13 protein-coding genes, 2 tRNA genes and 1 rRNA gene are annotated in these 15511 nt (G+C 62.8%); 7 read left to right on the top strand and 9 right to left on the bottom strand.

Annotated elements, in window-relative coordinates; all coding sequences use genetic code 11:
• Positions 1 to 2: 2 nt before the first annotated feature.
• From BJG93_RS04995 to BJG93_RS05005, 3 genes are read right to left on the bottom strand one after another with little or no spacing between them, the layout of a single operon-like run.
• Complete coding sequence (locus tag BJG93_RS04995; RefSeq protein ID WP_027197235.1) at positions 3 to 719, bottom strand: histidine phosphatase family protein; 717 nt, start codon at positions 717 to 719, stop codon at positions 3 to 5.
• A gap of 23 nt (positions 720 to 742) precedes the next feature.
• The gene (locus BJG93_RS05000) at positions 743 to 1531 is read right to left on the bottom strand and encodes an oxepin-CoA hydrolase, alternative type (protein ID WP_027197236.1); all 789 of its coding nucleotides are present in this window, start codon (positions 1529 to 1531) and stop codon (positions 743 to 745) included.
• The gene (locus tag BJG93_RS05005; RefSeq protein ID WP_027197237.1) at positions 1528 to 3084 is read right to left on the bottom strand and encodes a 3-hydroxyacyl-CoA dehydrogenase; all 1557 of its coding nucleotides are present in this window, start codon (positions 3082 to 3084) and stop codon (positions 1528 to 1530) included. The genes BJG93_RS05000 and BJG93_RS05005 overlap by 4 nt, the downstream gene beginning before the upstream one ends.
• A gap of 95 nt (positions 3085 to 3179) precedes the next feature.
• Between BJG93_RS05005 and BJG93_RS05010 the strand changes: the two genes are divergently transcribed.
• The gene (locus tag BJG93_RS05010; protein ID WP_027197238.1) at positions 3180 to 3827 is read left to right on the top strand and encodes a glutathione S-transferase family protein; all 648 of its coding nucleotides are present in this window, start codon (positions 3180 to 3182) and stop codon (positions 3825 to 3827) included.
• Between the two features lie 109 nt (positions 3828 to 3936).
• Here BJG93_RS05010 and BJG93_RS05015 read toward each other — a convergent pair whose 3' ends face one another.
• Both BJG93_RS05015 and BJG93_RS05020 read right to left on the bottom strand, forming a co-directional pair.
• Positions 3937 to 5109: a pyridoxal phosphate-dependent aminotransferase gene (locus BJG93_RS05015; protein ID WP_027197239.1), complete on the bottom strand. Its 1173-nt coding sequence runs from the start codon at positions 5107 to 5109 to the stop codon at positions 3937 to 3939.
• Between the two features lie 152 nt (positions 5110 to 5261).
• Positions 5262 to 5768, bottom strand: coding sequence for a putative toxin-antitoxin system toxin component, PIN family (locus BJG93_RS05020; protein WP_027197240.1), 507 nt, complete (start codon positions 5766 to 5768; stop codon positions 5262 to 5264).
• 57 nt (positions 5769 to 5825) lie between these two features.
• Here BJG93_RS05020 and yaaA point away from each other — a divergent pair, with 57 nt between their 5' ends.
• Positions 5826 to 6608, top strand: a complete 783-nt coding sequence (gene yaaA / locus BJG93_RS05025) for a peroxide stress protein YaaA (RefSeq protein ID WP_027197241.1) — start codon at positions 5826 to 5828, stop codon at positions 6606 to 6608.
• Positions 6609 to 6654: 46 nt separating this feature from the next.
• On the top strand, positions 6655 to 7821 hold the full coding sequence (locus BJG93_RS05030) for a M14 family metallopeptidase (RefSeq protein WP_027197242.1): 1167 nt from the start codon (positions 6655 to 6657) through the stop codon (positions 7819 to 7821).
• 110 nt (positions 7822 to 7931) lie between these two features.
• Here BJG93_RS05030 and BJG93_RS05035 read toward each other — a convergent pair whose 3' ends face one another.
• The 4 genes from BJG93_RS05035 to BJG93_RS05050 form a co-directional block, all read right to left on the bottom strand.
• Complete coding sequence (locus tag BJG93_RS05035; RefSeq protein ID WP_027197243.1) at positions 7932 to 8549, bottom strand: BspC domain-containing protein; 618 nt, start codon at positions 8547 to 8549, stop codon at positions 7932 to 7934.
• A 177-nt stretch (positions 8550 to 8726) separates the two neighbouring features.
• Positions 8727 to 9401, bottom strand: coding sequence for an energy-coupling factor ABC transporter permease (locus BJG93_RS05040; RefSeq protein ID WP_027197244.1), 675 nt, complete (start codon positions 9399 to 9401; stop codon positions 8727 to 8729).
• Positions 9402 to 9513: 112 nt separating this feature from the next.
• A complete protein-coding gene (locus BJG93_RS05045) occupies positions 9514 to 10395 on the bottom strand; it encodes a response regulator transcription factor (RefSeq protein ID WP_027197245.1) in 882 nt (293 codons plus the stop codon).
• A 210-nt stretch (positions 10396 to 10605) separates the two neighbouring features.
• The gene (locus BJG93_RS05050; protein ID WP_027197246.1) at positions 10606 to 11820 is read right to left on the bottom strand and encodes a DUF2863 family protein; all 1215 of its coding nucleotides are present in this window, start codon (positions 11818 to 11820) and stop codon (positions 10606 to 10608) included.
• A 273-nt stretch (positions 11821 to 12093) separates the two neighbouring features.
• On the opposite strand from BJG93_RS05050, the gene BJG93_RS05055 reads away from it, so the two are divergent.
• The 4 genes from BJG93_RS05055 (at position 12094) to BJG93_RS05070 (ending at position 15493) form a co-directional block, all read left to right on the top strand.
• A complete protein-coding gene (locus tag BJG93_RS05055) occupies positions 12094 to 13209 on the top strand; it encodes an AI-2E family transporter (RefSeq protein WP_027197247.1) in 1116 nt (371 codons plus the stop codon).
• Positions 13210 to 13678: 469 nt separating this feature from the next.
• A 16S ribosomal RNA gene (locus tag BJG93_RS05060) occupies positions 13679 to 15211 on the top strand.
• Positions 15212 to 15287: 76 nt separating this feature from the next.
• Positions 15288 to 15364 (top strand) — tRNA-Ile (locus BJG93_RS05065).
• A gap of 53 nt (positions 15365 to 15417) precedes the next feature.
• Positions 15418 to 15493, top strand: a tRNA-Ala gene (locus tag BJG93_RS05070).
• Positions 15494 to 15511: the final 18 nt, after the last annotated feature.

Raw genomic sequence — 15511 nt, forward strand, 5'->3', positions numbered from 1 at the left:
TATCAGCTACGCTGGTATCGAATAAATTGAGCGTAGAGGATTTCCATCGTGGTGTTGCGAACATCGCGATGCAACGGCGACGGCGGTGAATAGTTGAGCGTGCGCAGCACCCAGTCGCGCGGCGCGGCGCCGACGTCGAGCGCATTGATGCAGCCGGTTGCCTGCGCCAAATGACCGAAGAACGTGCGGCCGCCCGCCGTCAGCGCGTGCGACAGGATCGCGCGATTGACGCCGCCGTGCAGCACCAGCAACACGGTGTCCCACGACGGGTCGTCGCGCAGCGCCGCGACGGCCGGCAGCACGCGATCGAACAGCTCGCCGATCGTTTCGCCGTCGAGAAAGCGCATGGTCTCCGGCACGATGCCGTCGAAGACCCCGAGAAACGCCGCCTCGATATCGCTCGGAGCAATGCTGCCAAGCCGCCCGCCGCGAATCTCCTGCCATGCGGGCTCGATCTCGGGTTCGATCTGCTGACCCGTTTCGGCGAGCACACGTCGCGCGGTTTCGATCGTGCGAGGCAAGCCGCTGACGATCACGCGGTCAAAGCGCACCTGCTGCTCGGCGAACACGCGGCCCGCCGCGCTTGCCTGCTCGCGGCCGTTCGCGTTCAACGGCACGGTTTCGGGATCGATCGCGCGGCCGGAATCGTCGAAGTAGGTGACGTCGCCGTGACGCATCAGGAAGATGCGGCGCCGTTTCGGCAGTTGGTAGTCGGGCATGTCGGGCGGCTCTCTCTCGTCGCTTATTTGTAGATCGGCGCGCGTTTTTCGAGGAACGCGGTGATGCCTTCGAGACCGTCGCGATGATGCAGCGACGCGACGAAGTTGTCGCGCTCGGTGACCAGATGGTCCGCGAGCGGCTGCGTGCCGGCCGCGGCAATCAGCCCCTTGATGCGCGCGACCGAATTGGGCGAAATCGCGCCGAGCTCGTCGGCCCAGGCGAGCGCGTTATCGAGCGCGGTGCCGGCTTTCGTGAGTCGGTTGACGACGCCGAGTTCGTGCAGACGCGCGGCGCCGATCGGCTTGGATTCGATCAGTACCTCGGTGGCCAATTGGCGCGGCAGCGCCTGCGCGAGGAACCATGAGCCGCCGCCGTCGGGTGTCAGGCCGACACGCGCGTACGACATCGCGAACTTGGCGTTGTCCGCGGCGACGAGCAGATCGCAGGCGAGCGCGAGCGAAAATCCAGCGCCGGCCGCCGCGCCTTCCACCGCGGCAATGACCGGTTTCGACGACAGCCGCAGCGCCGAAATCCATTGACCGAGCATGTCGATGCTATCGGCCTGCACCGACGGATCTTTGGCGCGATTTTCGAGCAGGCGGTTCAGGTTGCCACCCGCGCAAAAGAAGTCGTCGGCACCGGTGATCACGACGGCGCGAATCGACGGATCGCGCTCGACGGTATCGAATGCCTCGATGCCTGCTGCGTACATGTCCGGATGCAGCGCGTTGCGCGCGCCGGGGTTCGACAGCGTGAGGACCAGCGTGGATTCGCTGCTGGCCGGGCGCGAAGCGAGCAGGGCGGCGCTCATGATTGGGTCTCCGTTGGGATGTCGACGGCGTCGCGCTGCGTGAGCGAGAGGCCGAGTTGCGCGCGTCTTGCGAGCCACGGCGACGGACGGTAGCGCGGCTCGCCGAGCACGCTGTACATGTTGCGCAGGATGGTGAGAATGGCGGTGGCGCCGAGCGCGTCGCCGAGCGCGAGCGGCCCGCGCGGATAGCCGAGACCGAGTGTGACCGCGAGGTCGATGTCCTCCGGCGTCGCGATCTGCTTTTGCGCGATGTCGCAGCCGATGTTGACGATCGTCGCGACCACCCGCTGGGCGACGAAGCCGGTCGAATCGCGAATCACGGTGACGGGGATGCCATCGGCGGCGAACAGCGCATGCGCGCTGTCGCGCGCATCCCGCGTCGTGGCCGGCGTGGTCATCAGCGTGCGGCGTTGCGCGCCGACGAGCGGGAACAGAGCATCCACGGCGACGACGCGGCTCGCGTCGAGCGCTTCGTCGAGCGCGGCCGTGGTCGCGTCGTGGCCGAACGGCGTGACGACGATCAGCGAACCGGCGGCGGGCGTCGCGCCTTCGTCCAGCTTCACGCCGGCTTTGCCGACCAATTGCGCGACGGTGTCGTATGCGTCGCGGTAGCGTTGGCTGACCCACACGCTTTGCGGCAGCCTGGTCGGCGCGGGCGCTTCGGCGGGGACCTGCTGCTTGCCGTCCACGTAGCGATAAAAACCTTCCCCGGTCTTGCGGCCGAGCAGTCCGCCCGCTAGCCGCGTGCCGGTAATCGGCGACGGCGTATAACGCGGTTCTTCGTAGAACTGGTGATAGATCGACTCCATCACCGGATGCGACACGTCGAGCGCGGTCAGGTCCAGCAGCTCGAACGGTCCCAGCCGAAAGCCGGCCTGCTCGCGCATGATGCGGTCGATGTCCGCAAAGCTCGCGACGCCTTCGCCTGCCACGCGCAAGCCCTCGGTATTCATGCCGCGGCCCGCGTGATTGACGATGAAGCCGGGCATGTCTTTCGCGCGCACCGGCGTGTGACCCATGCGGCGCGCGAGGTCCATCAGCGCGTCGCCGGCCTCGGGGTCGCCGCGCAGGCCGTCGATCACTTCGACGACCTTCATCAGCGGCACCGGATTGAAGAAGTGATAGCCGACCACGCGCGATGGATCGGTGCAGCCTGCGGCGATCGCGGTGATCGACAGCGACGACGTATTCGACGCGAGGATGCAGCGACCGCTGACCACGGTTTCGAGCTCGCGAAACAGTGCCTGCTTCACCTCCAGTTTTTCGACGATCGCCTCGATGACCAGATCGCAGCCGACCAGTTCGCTGACGGCCTGCACGCCGCTCACGTTGGCGAGCGCGGCCAGCGAGCGCGACTGCTCGAGCTTGCCTTTGGCCGTCAATTTGGCGAAAGTCTCCGCGAGATAGTCGCGCGCCGCGCCGACGGCGGCCGCGTTGGTGTCATAGAGCCGCACGCGCAGGCCCGCCAGCGCCGCAATTTGCGCGATGCCGCGCCCCATCGCGCCGGTGCCGACGATGCCGATGGTCTCCATGCTGAAATTGCGAGAGTTCATTGTGATGGCCGACTCCATGGTTGTTTAGAATAGCACGGTCGTGCACTTCAACTTCGATGCACGGTCTCACACCCCATGACACAAGGAGACACCCGATGATCAAGCTGTGCGGTTTCGCGCTTTCCAACTACTACAACAAGGTCAAGTTCGTGCTGCTTGAACACGGCATTGAATTCGAGGAGCAGTTCGTGAAGCCGAGCCAGCAAGAAGCGCTGCTCGAACATTCGCCGCTCGGCAAGGTGCCTTATCTGCAGACCGAGCACGGCGATCTGTGCGAGTCGCAGTGCATCGTCGAATATCTGGCTGCGCGTTTTCCCGACAAGCCGATCTTCTCCGCCGATCCGTGGCAGGCCGCCAAGGAACGCGAAATGATCTTTTTCGTCGATCTGCATCTCGAGCTGACGGCGCGCAATCTGTACAACGAAGCGTTTTTCGGCGGCACGGTCAGCGACGCGACGAAAAAGCGCGTCGAGAAGCTGCTCACGCATCACATCGCCGGCTTCAGGCGGATCGCGAAGTTCGCGCCGTATCTGTGCGGCGAGCGATTCAGCGTCGCGGATGCCGCCGGCTACGTGAGCCTGCCGCTCATCGGTATGACGACGCAGACCATTTACGGCTGCGATTTTCTGCTCGAGGCGGGGATCGACTGGAAGAGCTACGTGAAGACGATCAACGCTCGCCCGGCGGCGCAGCGCGTGACCGAGGATCGCAAGGCCTGGATCGCGGCGTCGCGTACCTCCTAAGGTAACGACAGCGGTGTCGTGGAGCGCGCATGGGTGTGCAGGGCAGCGCCATGCCGCGCAGCGCGATGACAAGAAGCGGGGGCGCGTTCGTGACATCGCACGGAGCATGCTAGAGCCGCACGAGCCGTTCGAGCGCGGTGGCGAGCGTGCTTTCCTGCTTGGCGAAGCAAAAGCGCACCACGCCCGACTCGTGCGCCTCGTGATAGAACGCCGAGACCGGAATCGCCGCGACGCCGATCTCGCCGGTCAGCCATTGGGCGAATTCGGCTTCGGGCAGGTCGCTGATCGCCGAATAGTCGACGCATTGAAAATACGTGCCCGTGCACGGCAGCAACCGGAAGCGCGATGTCGCGAGGCCGCTGCGGAAGAAGTCGCGCTTGCGCTGATAAAACGCCGGCAGATCCACGTACGGCGCGGGGTCCTTCATGTAATCGGCGAGGCCGATCTGCATCGGCGTGTTGACGGTGAACACGTTGAACTGGTGCACCTTGCGGAACTCGGCGCTCAGCGCGGCGGGCGCGGCCACGTAGCCGATTTTCCAGCCGGTCACGTGGTAGGTCTTGCCGAAGCTCGACACGACGAAGCTGCGCTGCGCGAGTTCCGGATAACGCGCGACGCTTTCATGCGGCGCGCCGTCGTAGACCATGTGCTCATACACCTCGTCGGACAGGATCAGCACGTTGGTGCCGCGCACGATCTCCTCGAGCTTGCGCATGTCCTGTTCACGCCACACCGTGCCGCTCGGATTGTGCGGCGTATTGATCAGGATGAGCCGCGTCTTCGGTGTGATCGCGGCGGCGAGTTGGTCGAACGGGATCGCGTAGTCGGGTGCGTCGAGCGTGACGAAGACCGGCTTGCCGCCCGCGAGTTCGATCGACGGCAGATAGCTGTCGTAGGTCGGCTCGATCACGATCACTTCGTCGCCCGGATGGACGGTGCAAAGAATCGCGGTCAGCAACGCCTGCGTGGCGCCCGCGGTGACCGTGATTTCGCTGTTCGCATCGTAGCGGCGGCCGTACAGATTCGCCATCTTCTCTGAGATCGCCTGACGCAGCGGCAGCACGCCGGCCATCGGCGGATACTGATTGTGACCGTCGCGCATCGCGTTCGCGACCGCGTCGACGATGCGCGGATCGCAGGCGAAGTCGGGAAAGCCCTGGCCCAGATTTACCGCGCCTTTTTCCGCGGCGAGCGCGCTCATCACGGTGAAAATCGTCGTGCCGACGTTCGGCAGGCGAGACGGAAACGTGGGGCTCGTGGGCGTATCGTGCGGTGCGTTCATGGCGTCGTGGTAGCAGAGCGATAAGGGGGACCGGTTCTCGAACTGTCGTTGCGAAGGGCGAAGCCTGATTGTAGGGAATCACGACACGCTGCGCGCGCCGGGTTTCACGCTGACCGCGCGGCCGGCTCCGAGCAACGTGCGGGTGAGCGGAGTCACGCGCTGACGGGCTCGCCCCCGGCACGCTGCACGAGGCCGAGCGCCGCGACGAACGGTGCCGGTTGTGCGATCCGGAAGCCGAAATCGCGCGCGATCCGCTTGGCGAGCTTCAGCAGCGCGCGGTCTTTCGAGACGAGCCAGTCGGCCTTTGCCGAATGTGCGAGCTCGAGAAACTTCTGGTCGTCGCGATCCTTGCATTGGGGCAGCGGCCGCGCGTCGCTGGCGGATTCGGCCGGCGCGGGCGGCTCTAGCAGTTGCGCCAGCCGCGCGACGACCGCGAGCGCCGCGGCTTTGTCGACGTTGCGCTGCGCAAACTGCGGATAGTCGAGCACATAGGTGAGTTCGGCGAGGCAGCGTGCGTCGATCAGCGCGGCGAGCGCGCCGCTTTCGAGCGCGGCGGCGATCGGCCGCGTGTGCGGGTCGTCGAATACGAGAATATCGATCCACACATTGGAATCGAGTACGACGCGCAATGCGCCGCTTGAGGCGAGGGAACCGGGCATTCGTTACAATCGGGCTTTCGTCTTTGACCGCCAGGCACGGCGTGCCTGCAAGCCTCTATGATAATCGTTCTGTCGCCGGCGAAATCGCTCGACTACGACACCCCGCCGCACGTCAAAAAGCACACGATTCCCGATTTCGTCGATGACGCCGCCGAACTGATCAGCGGCCTGCGCCGTTTGTCGCCGCAACAGATTGCCTCGCTGATGAGCATTTCCGATCAACTCGCGCACCTCAATTTTCAGCGTTACGCGGACTGGTCGCAGCAATTCGGTACGCACAACGCCAAGCAGGCCGTGCTCGCTTTCAACGGCGACGTGTACGAAGGTTTCGATGCGAAGACGTTGTCGTCGGCCGATCTCGACTATGCGCAGAATCACGTTCGGGTGCTGTCGGGTCTCTATGGCCTGCTGCGTCCGCTCGATCTGCTGCAACCGTACCGGCTCGAAATGGGCACGCGCTTCGCCAACCCGCGCGGCAAGGACCTGTACGCGTTCTGGGGCGAGCGGATCACGCACGCGTTGAACGCGCAGTTGAAGAAGAATGCGGCGGCCTCGCGTGTGCTGGTCAATTGCGCGTCGGGCGAGTACTTCAAGTCGGTCAAGCCGAAGCTGCTCGACGCGCCGGTCGTCACGCCGGTGTTCGAAGACTGGAAGGGCGGCCGCTACAAGATCATCAGTTTCCATGCAAAACGTGCGCGCGGCTTGATGGCGCGCTTTGCGGTGGAAAACCGCCTCGATCGTCCCGAGCAGTTGAGGGACTTCGACGCCGAAGGCTATGCGTTCAGCGCCGAAGCCTCGAACGACTCCACTTTCGTGTTTCGCCGCCGCATCGCGGAATAGGCGTGCCGCTGATCAGGCAGCGTGAATCCAGGCTGGGAAGACTCTCATGACGTTATCGATTACGAGCAATTTCGACGCAGGCGCGATTGATGTGCTGTCCTGCGAGGACGCCGGCAATGTCCGCCTGCGCGTGCGGCCCGACAGCCACGCCGAGTTCGCGCAGTGGTTCTATTTCCGTCTCTCGGGCGCGGCGGGCGAACGCTGCGTGATGAGCTTCGAGAACGCCGCCGCGTGCGCGTTCGCGGAGGGCTGGCGCGATTATCGGGCGGTCGCGAGCTATGACCGCGTGAACTGGTTTCGCGTGCCGACGAGCTACGACGGCCGCGTGCTGACGATCGACCACACGCCCGATTTCGACAGCATCTACTACGCGTACTTCGAACCGTACAGCGAGCAACGCCATGCCGAGTTTCTCGGCGCCGTGCAGCAGATGCCGCACGCGTCGCTGACCGAGCTCGGCAAGACGGTCGAAGGACGACCGATTTCGCTGCTCACGCTCGCCACACCGCCGGCGGACGCTGCCGGCAGCGCCACGCCGAAAAAGAACGTCTGGCTGATCGCCCGCCAGCATCCGGGCGAGACGATGGCGGAATGGTTCATCGAAGGATTCGTGAAGCGCCTCGTGGGCTGGGGCGATTGGGCGGGCGATCCGGTCGCGCGCAAGCTGTACGATCACGCGGTGTTCCACATCGTGCCGAACATGAATCCAGACGGCAGCGTGCGTGGCAATCTGCGCACCAACGCGGCCGGCGCGAACCTGAATCGCGAATGGATGGAGCCAGACGCCGCGCGCAGTCCCGAGGTGCTGGCGGTGCGCGACGCGATTCATGCGACGGGCTGCGACCTGTTCTTCGATATTCACGGCGACGAGGCGCTGCCGTATGTATTCGTCGCGGGTTCGGAAATGCTGCCGGGCTTCACGGAACGGCAGGGACGCGAACAGAAGGCGTTCATCGAAGCGTTCAAGCATGCAAGTCCGGACTTTCAGGACAAGTATGGCTATGCGGCGAGCAAGTATCGCGAGGATGCGTTGAAGCTTGCGTCGAAGTACATTGGCAACGAATTCGGCTGTCTGTCGTTGACGTTGGAAATGCCGTTCAAGGACAACGCGAATCAGCCCGACGAGCGGGTGGGCTGGAACGGCGAACGCAGCGCATCGCTGGGCGCCGCAATGTTGCTGGCGATTTTGCGTCACGTGGAAACGTTCGCCTGAAGAAGCGGACGGATGGTCGCAAAAAACGAGGCACGCACGGAAAAAGTGCGTGCCTCGTTTTTTGTCGGGGCGACTGATCGAACGACGGCGCGAGTCGATCAGCGCACATGTTATTGGCTCTTTTTCTTCGCGCTCTTGTTGGCCGATTTGCTCGGCGTCGTGCGCGACGAGTGACCCGAGCCTGTCTTCGACGATTTTTTCGGCGTCGTGCCGTTGACGGCGTGTTTGCCTTTGCCGCGTTTGTGCTTGCCCGATCCCTCGCTATGCGCGCGGTTCGGCGGCACCGGATCGTTCCAGCTGAAGGCGAGCATCTGCGAGCCGACGTAGCCGCAGCGGAATTTGAGATCGGCTGGCTCGCCCGAGCTGTTCTGGCGCACGCCGACGCCCTCGACGGTCACGATGCTGTCCACCTTGACGCGCTGCTTGCCTTCGTCGAACGAGTCGTTCCACGGCGTGACCGACGAGTGGGCGCTGTCGAACGAACTGGACGGAAATTCGACGTGGTCGAACGCGGTCGACGTGCTCGCGACAAAGTCGCCGTGCGCGGCGCAGTCCGCGACGAGCGGATCCGCATGCATTTCGGTGATAAATCTGTTGACGAGGTCGTTGTGCTGTTCGAGTTGATCAGCGAATGCGGGAGCCGCGCAGGCGAGCGAGAGACTCGCTGCGCAGACTGCCAACCGGCCGATTACCCGCAGCAAGCGGCGCGGTACATTGGTGCGATCCATCTAGTTCTTTAGACGCAAATGGGAGATGAGGCAAATAAGATGCCCCGCGCACGGGTTGAGTTCAATGTCGCTGCAAATATTCTGACATCTTGTTCTGGCCGGAGTGACCAAAGAACCTCCAACGACGAGGCGCTGATTATCACGGGAGCCCCGCGCGCGACGTCAAAACATGCACTCTCAGGTGCGCGGGCCGCCCAGCCGGTAACGCCGCACGTCGTACGTGGTAACCCACGCGGGACGGTAGACCGCGATCAGCGCGGTAGCCATACCAGTGAACCATGCTTCGCCGGTGGCGAGCAGCAGCACGCTGAGTGCGTAGCCGACGGGCACCACCGTCATCGAACCGCCGGAGACCGCGATATGAACGCCGAGCGCTGCGGCGGCGGTCAGCGACACGGCGATGGCGGGTGAAACGAAGCCCTGGCCGCCGATGAACATGAAGAGATTGCGTGGCAGCCACGCGGTGCAGATGCGCTGCAGCAAGGTCGAGATCGCGACGGGCAGTGCGCCGTATACGAGGAACGTCAGCGCGATGCCCTGCCAAGGCGCATCGAAGACGACGGCGGCCAGACCGGTGACCACCGCCATCGCGATCAGGGCGAGCCCCCAGTCGAACAGCGTGACGACGAGCGTGGCGCCGAGCAGGTGCATGACGGTGCCGTCGTCGAGCCAGGCGTTGCTCGCCCACAGCACCGATACGGCGACGATTATTGCGAGCCAGACATGCTGGAGCGTGCCGTCCTGAAGTCTTTTGAAAGGGTTTTTCCACAGCGCGAGCGCGATCACCATCGCAGTGGCAATCCAGCCACCGACAGCGACCCACAACGGAAGCGGTGTGTAGAGGAAACCCATGAATCTCATATTACTCGTTGGACGACAAAAGGTGTGAGCGGATTCCATGCCAGCCTACCGTCAACCTGCGCGCATGCGCATGATCTAGCCGATATGCGCGGCGCGACCCGGCTCATGCGGAGCCCGGCCCGACCGGCTTCGGCTCGGGGCCGCCATGCGGGGCCTCACCATACGACTTGGTGGGCTCCGCGGCCATCGGTAGCGCACTGCTGGTGTCGCTGCCGGGCAACGGATACAGGAAGCGCCCGCGGTTGCGATGCCGGAGCGGGACCGGGCCAGGCTGCCCGCGTATGACGGGCCGCGCGCTGCTCTCGCCGTCGTTGCGTAGAACTTGCAAATGATTCGTGAGCCAGCCGTTGTAAAGCGCGACCGCGGCGGCGCGATTGGGTGCGCCGAGTTGCTGGAATATGCTGGTGAGGTGGATCTTGACCGTGCCTTCGCTAATGCCGAGCGTGCGCGCAATCATCTTGTTGGTGCTGCCCATGTGCACGCACCGCATGATCTGCTCCTGCCGCGGCGACAGTCCGCTCGAGAGTTTGTTGCGGCGGGGCGGCGGAGTTTCTTCATCGAAGGTACGGATCGTGGTGTCGGTCGGCAGCGGCGGATCGATCGCCAGCGCGCCGGGCGGCACATAGTGTCCGCCGAGCAGCACCATTTCCAACGCGCGCACGATCAGGCGCGGATCGGTGTCGCGTGGCACGACGCCGAGCACACCTTCGTCCATCAGCGCGCGCACCAGCGCGGGCAACGTCCCATCGGTGAGGACGCTGATGCGTAGGTCGGGAAAGTGGCTGAGCAACGCGCGAACTTGCGCAACCGACATCCAGTCCTCCCAGTCGATCACGACGAGATCAGGCCGATAACGCTTGAACGGACGTTCGAGCAGGCGCCACTCATCGGCTTCGGTGAAGCGCGCCAGCCGGTCGATCTGCCGCAGCAACGCTTTGAGTCCGTCACGTCGTTCTGCGTTTGAATTGAGAATCGCGAAGCGCATGCATGTCTCCAGATGTATCGGGCGAAATGGCGCGACGCATCTGTGACTCGTGAAGCTGACTTGATCACGGCGATGCGTCGCCGTACCTATGATGACAAATTCCCTTCGTTTTGACGGCTGTCCAAAAGGCATAAGAAAGCCGGACATTTAAAAAAAAGCCCCGCTTGTACGGGGCTTTTTCGCGATAAGGCGTGGATGGCGACGTCGGGATCAGTGGAAATGGGGTTGCGCGGACTCGGCGTCCTCGGGCATTTCCGCATGGACGATTTCGCCGAGCGGGTCCGCATATAGCGGCACGCCGCAGTCGTCGCAATATTCCGGCTCGAAGCGGCCCGCGTGGCGGCGCACATCTGTGATGCCGGTTTCCTTGAGCAGCGCGACGATTTCCTCGAGCGGCTCGTCCGAGCCGGTGATTTCCTGCGGCTCTTCGTCGATGCCCGGCTCGCCGTTTTCGCGGCCGTAGAGTGGCCACACCACCCCGTAGATGACGTCGTTGCTGCCTTTGCGCGTGAAGCCGACGCGGTATTCGTCGATGCGCCGTTCGCCGAAGCCGGCGACCACTGCGCGCAGGTCCTGCGGTGCCGCACCAATTGTGTCGAAAAGATAACGCACGGCGGTACGCACGGTGTGCGGACGCACACTTTCGTCGGCGTCGCGGCAGGCGGAGTAGTACGCATCCGGCAGCAGGCACTCGAACTCGCAACCCGGCAGCACGGCCGACAGATTCGCGCCGCCTTGCGTGGCCCATTGCTCGAGACATTGGCCGCGCTCGATACGAGTGCCATGCTCTTCTTCCTGCCAGCGGAACGTCGCTTCGCCGATGGGCGCGACGACTACGGCGAGCAGGAAGCGCGGGTCTGCCAGAATTGGCGAAGTCTCCGGCAGTTCGCCAAAATTGAGTTTCGCGTTGCCGCCGCTGAGCGCGGCTTGCGCGAGTTGCTGGGCGATGCGCCATGTCTCGACGTGATGGCGCGGCAACTGGTCGATGCTGTAAAGGAACGGAGCCATTGCCACGCGCGTGTTGGCGGCGAGCACGTGCGCTTGCAGGTGCGCGCGCAGGACGTCGGCGGCGTCAGACTTGAGCGGGCCGGACGGAATCACGTAGCGGGTCCAGGCGAGCACGGGCGCGGCGATCAGCAGCGCTTCGTAAGACGCGCCTTCGTGTTCGATGACGAACGATTCGCTATGCGTTTCGGCCATGTCGGCCAGCGCGCCGTAGGCATCGGGATGGTTTTGCTGCAGATGATCGAGCGCGGCATCCAGCGTAGTCTGGTTGGCGTTACGCACGATCTTAGCCAGCAGCGCGTCGAGCTTCGCTTCCCAGAAGCGATCTTCGGTACGGCTGCCCGACGCGAAGAGCGCGAGCGAGAGACCGACGAGCTTGTCGGCGTCGGGAGGGAGACGTTTGGCGATTCGCGAGCGCATAAATCCACAAAATTGGGGGCACGTAACCTTATATTGTAGTCTTTTCCACGGAGCTACATCGGTTGGTCGGCAATCGGCTGGCGATTTGGATACTTTTATCTCAAAAAAATACGTGTGCCATCGGCACGTCGCACTCGACGCAGGTTGCGCTGGCGGGATGGTATAAGACAGCCGCGGACGTCCGACTCGCTTCTATACTGACGGCGTTCAGCGGGCGCCTGACGGGCGTGTGTCATTTTCATTGCCACGGTCTGGCGCTATAGGAGATCCATCGTGAAATCGGACCAACTGATCGAACGACTTGCCGCGGTATTCGCATTGATTGTGCTTGTGGGCGGGTCGCTGCTGGTACTGGCGCCTTTCACGACCGCGTTGCTGTGGGGGGCCATCCTGAGCTACAGCTCCTGGGGACTCTACCGGCGACTCACCGGTGTGGTTGGCGGCCGGCGCAAGTTGGCTGCGACCTTGATCGTGTTAATCATTCTGGTCGTGGTGCTCGGGCCATTCGTCTATGCGGGTTTCGCGTTCGGCGCGCATGTTCACGATATCGTGGCCTTGGTGCAAAGACTTTTCGAGTCGGGGCTGCCCGATCTGCCGCGGTGGGTGCAGCGGATTCCGCTGGTTGGTTCGAGCATCGAGGCCTTTTGGGAGCGCGTGACCAGCAGCAATTCCGAGCTGATCGCGCAAGCGCGCACGCTCGCCGCGCCGGCGGGCAAGTGGATTCTCGCGGCGGCGCTTGCGGTGACGCATGGGCTGGGACTGCTCGCGTTGAGCATCGTGCTCGCGTTCTTCTTTTATACCGGTGGCGAGGGGGCGGCCGCCTGGCTGAACGCAGGCATGCGGCGAGTCGCCGGTGAGCGCGCCGAGTATCTGCTGGCGCTGGCGGGCAGCACCGTGAAGGGCGTGGTCTACGGGATCCTTGGTACGGCCCTCGTGCAGGCGGTTCTCGCGGGATTCGGCTGCTGGATGGCGGGCGTACCGGCGCCGGCGTTGCTTGGGCTCGCGACGTTTTTTCTGTCGGTGATACCGGGCGGTCCGGTCATCGTCTGGTTGCCCGCTGCGATCTGGCTGTATCAGGGTGGCTCGACGGGATGGGCGATTTTTCTGGTCATATGGGGTGTGCTGGTAGTCAGCATGGCAGACAACGTCGTCAAGCCGATCCTGATCGGCAAGAATAGCGACATGCCGTTGATCCTGGTGATGCTCGGTATTCTGGGCGGTGCGTTGGCGTTCGGGTTCCTTGGTGTTTTCATCGGCCCCACGTTATTGGCGGTCGCTTATACCGTGCTGCATGACTGGACTATCGGCGCGTCCGCCGCGCAGCCCCTGTCGCCTGAGGTGAAAAGGCCGGCGATAGACGATCCGGGTCGTATCGGAAAGGCGCCCTAAGGAAAACCCTTGGATTTCGCTTGCATGTTCGAGCTGCGGCGACTAGAATCCCGCTCTTTCGTGCTCCGGATGCCGGGCACGGAGAAGCGGGAAGCCTTTGATGGCGAGGGTTTCAGCGGGTGGGCAGGTTGATCGAGTGATAAAAACCTGTTGACGATCCGAAGGAAATTCTCCATAATCCCGCTTCTCTGCTGCTGATGCAGCGACGCCAGACGAAGCAGTGCCGGGTAGCTGTCATGCCGGTACGGCGGGTTGGGCGGACCGATCTTTAAAAACTAACAGTCGATAAGTGTGGGCGCTTGATGCGCAATGCGGCAGCGGGTTCTGCGGAATCTGCTGTCAGGCAGAAGTATCAAGAAGCCTCACACAGTATCAGAGGAAGGTTGATCTGTCGGAAGACGGATTGATCATCGTCAGTACGTTGAGTGAGCGACCGGTTCAGAGATGGACCGAAAACAGTAACAGGTTTGAACTGAAGAGTTTGATCCTGGCTCAGATTGAACGCTGGCGGCATGCCTTACACATGCAAGTCGGACGGCAGCACGGGGGCAACCCTGGTGGCGAGTGGCGAACGGGTGAGTAATACATCGGAACGTGTCCTGGAGTGGGGGATAGCCCGGCGAAAGCCGGATTAATACCGCATACGCTCGGGAGAGGAAAGCGGGGGATCTTTCGGGACCTCGCGCTCAAGGGGCGGCCGATGGCAGATTAGGTAGTTGGTGGGGTAAAGGCCTACCAAGCCGACGATCTGTAGCTGGTCTGAGAGGACGACCAGCCACACTGGGACTGAGACACGGCCCAGACTCCTACGGGAGGCAGCAGTGGGGAATTTTGGACAATGGGGGCAACCCTGATCCAGCAATGCCGCGTGTGTGAAGAAGGCCTTCGGGTTGTAAAGCACTTTTGTCCGGAAAGAAAGCATCCCTGTTAATACCGGGGGTGGATGACGGTACCGGAAGAATAAGCACCGGCTAACTACGTGCCAGCAGCCGCGGTAATACGTAGGGTGCGAGCGTTAATCGGAATTACTGGGCGTAAAGCGTGCGCAGGCGGTGCTGTAAGACCGATGTGAAATCCCCGGGCTTAACCTGGGAACTGCATTGGTGACTGCAGCGCTGGAGTATGGCAGAGGGGGGTGGAATTCCACGTGTAGCAGTGAAATGCGTAGAGATGTGGAGGAACACCGATGGCGAAGGCAGCCCCCTGGGCCAATACTGACGCTCATGCACGAAAGCGTGGGGAGCAAACAGGATTAGATACCCTGGTAGTCCACGCCCTAAACGATGTCAACTGGTTGTCGGGCCTTCATTGGCTTGGTAACGAAGCTAACGCGTGAAGTTGACCGCCTGGGGAGTACGGTCGCAAGATTAAAACTCAAAGGAATTGACGGGGACCCGCACAAGCGGTGGATGATGTGGATTAATTCGATGCAACGCGAAAAACCTTACCTACCCTTGACATGTATGGAATCCTGGTGAGAGCCGGGAGTGCCCGAAAGGGAGCCATAACACAGGTGCTGCATGGCTGTCGTCAGCTCGTGTCGTGAGATGTTGGGTTAAGTCCCGCAACGAGCGCAACCCTTGTCCCTAGTTGCTACGCAAGAGCACTCCAGGGAGACTGCCGGTGACAAACCGGAGGAAGGTGGGGATGACGTCAAGTCCTCATGGCCCTTATGGGTAGGGCTTCACACGTCATACAATGGTCGGAACAGAGGGTTGCCAAGCCGCGAGGTGGAGCCAATCCCAGAAAACCGATCGTAGTCCGGATCGCACTCTGCAACTCGGGTGCGTGAAGCTGGAATCGCTAGTAATCGCGGATCAGCATGCCGCGGTGAATACGTTCCCGGGTCTTGTACACACCGCCCGTCACACCATGGGAGTGGGTTTTACCAGAAGTGGCTAGTCTAACCGCAAGGAGGACGGTCACCACGGTAGGATTCATGACTGGGGTGAAGTCGTAACAAGGTAGCCGTATCGGAAGGTGCGGCTGGATCACCTCCTTTCCAGAGTCGAGCATTGCTCGCGTCAAGTGCTCACGCTTATCGGCTGTGGTTAAGAAAGCAACGCAGACAGGCTCAGGGGTCTGTAGCTCAGCCGGTTAGAGCACCGTCTTGATAAGGCGGGGGTCGATGGTTCGAATCCATCCAGACCCACCATCCTTGTCTGTGGTGCGGGGCCGGGGGAGTGTGCCCGGGTCTGTGTGGGGCCGGGGGGATTAGCTCAGCTGGGAGAGCACCTGCTTTGCAAGCAGGGGGTCGTCGGTTCGATCCCGTCATCCTCCACCAATCCTCAATGCCAAGGGT

It is taken from the genome of Paraburkholderia sprentiae WSM5005, assembly GCF_001865575.2.
Classification (GTDB): Bacteria; Pseudomonadota; Gammaproteobacteria; order Burkholderiales; family Burkholderiaceae; genus Paraburkholderia; species Paraburkholderia sprentiae.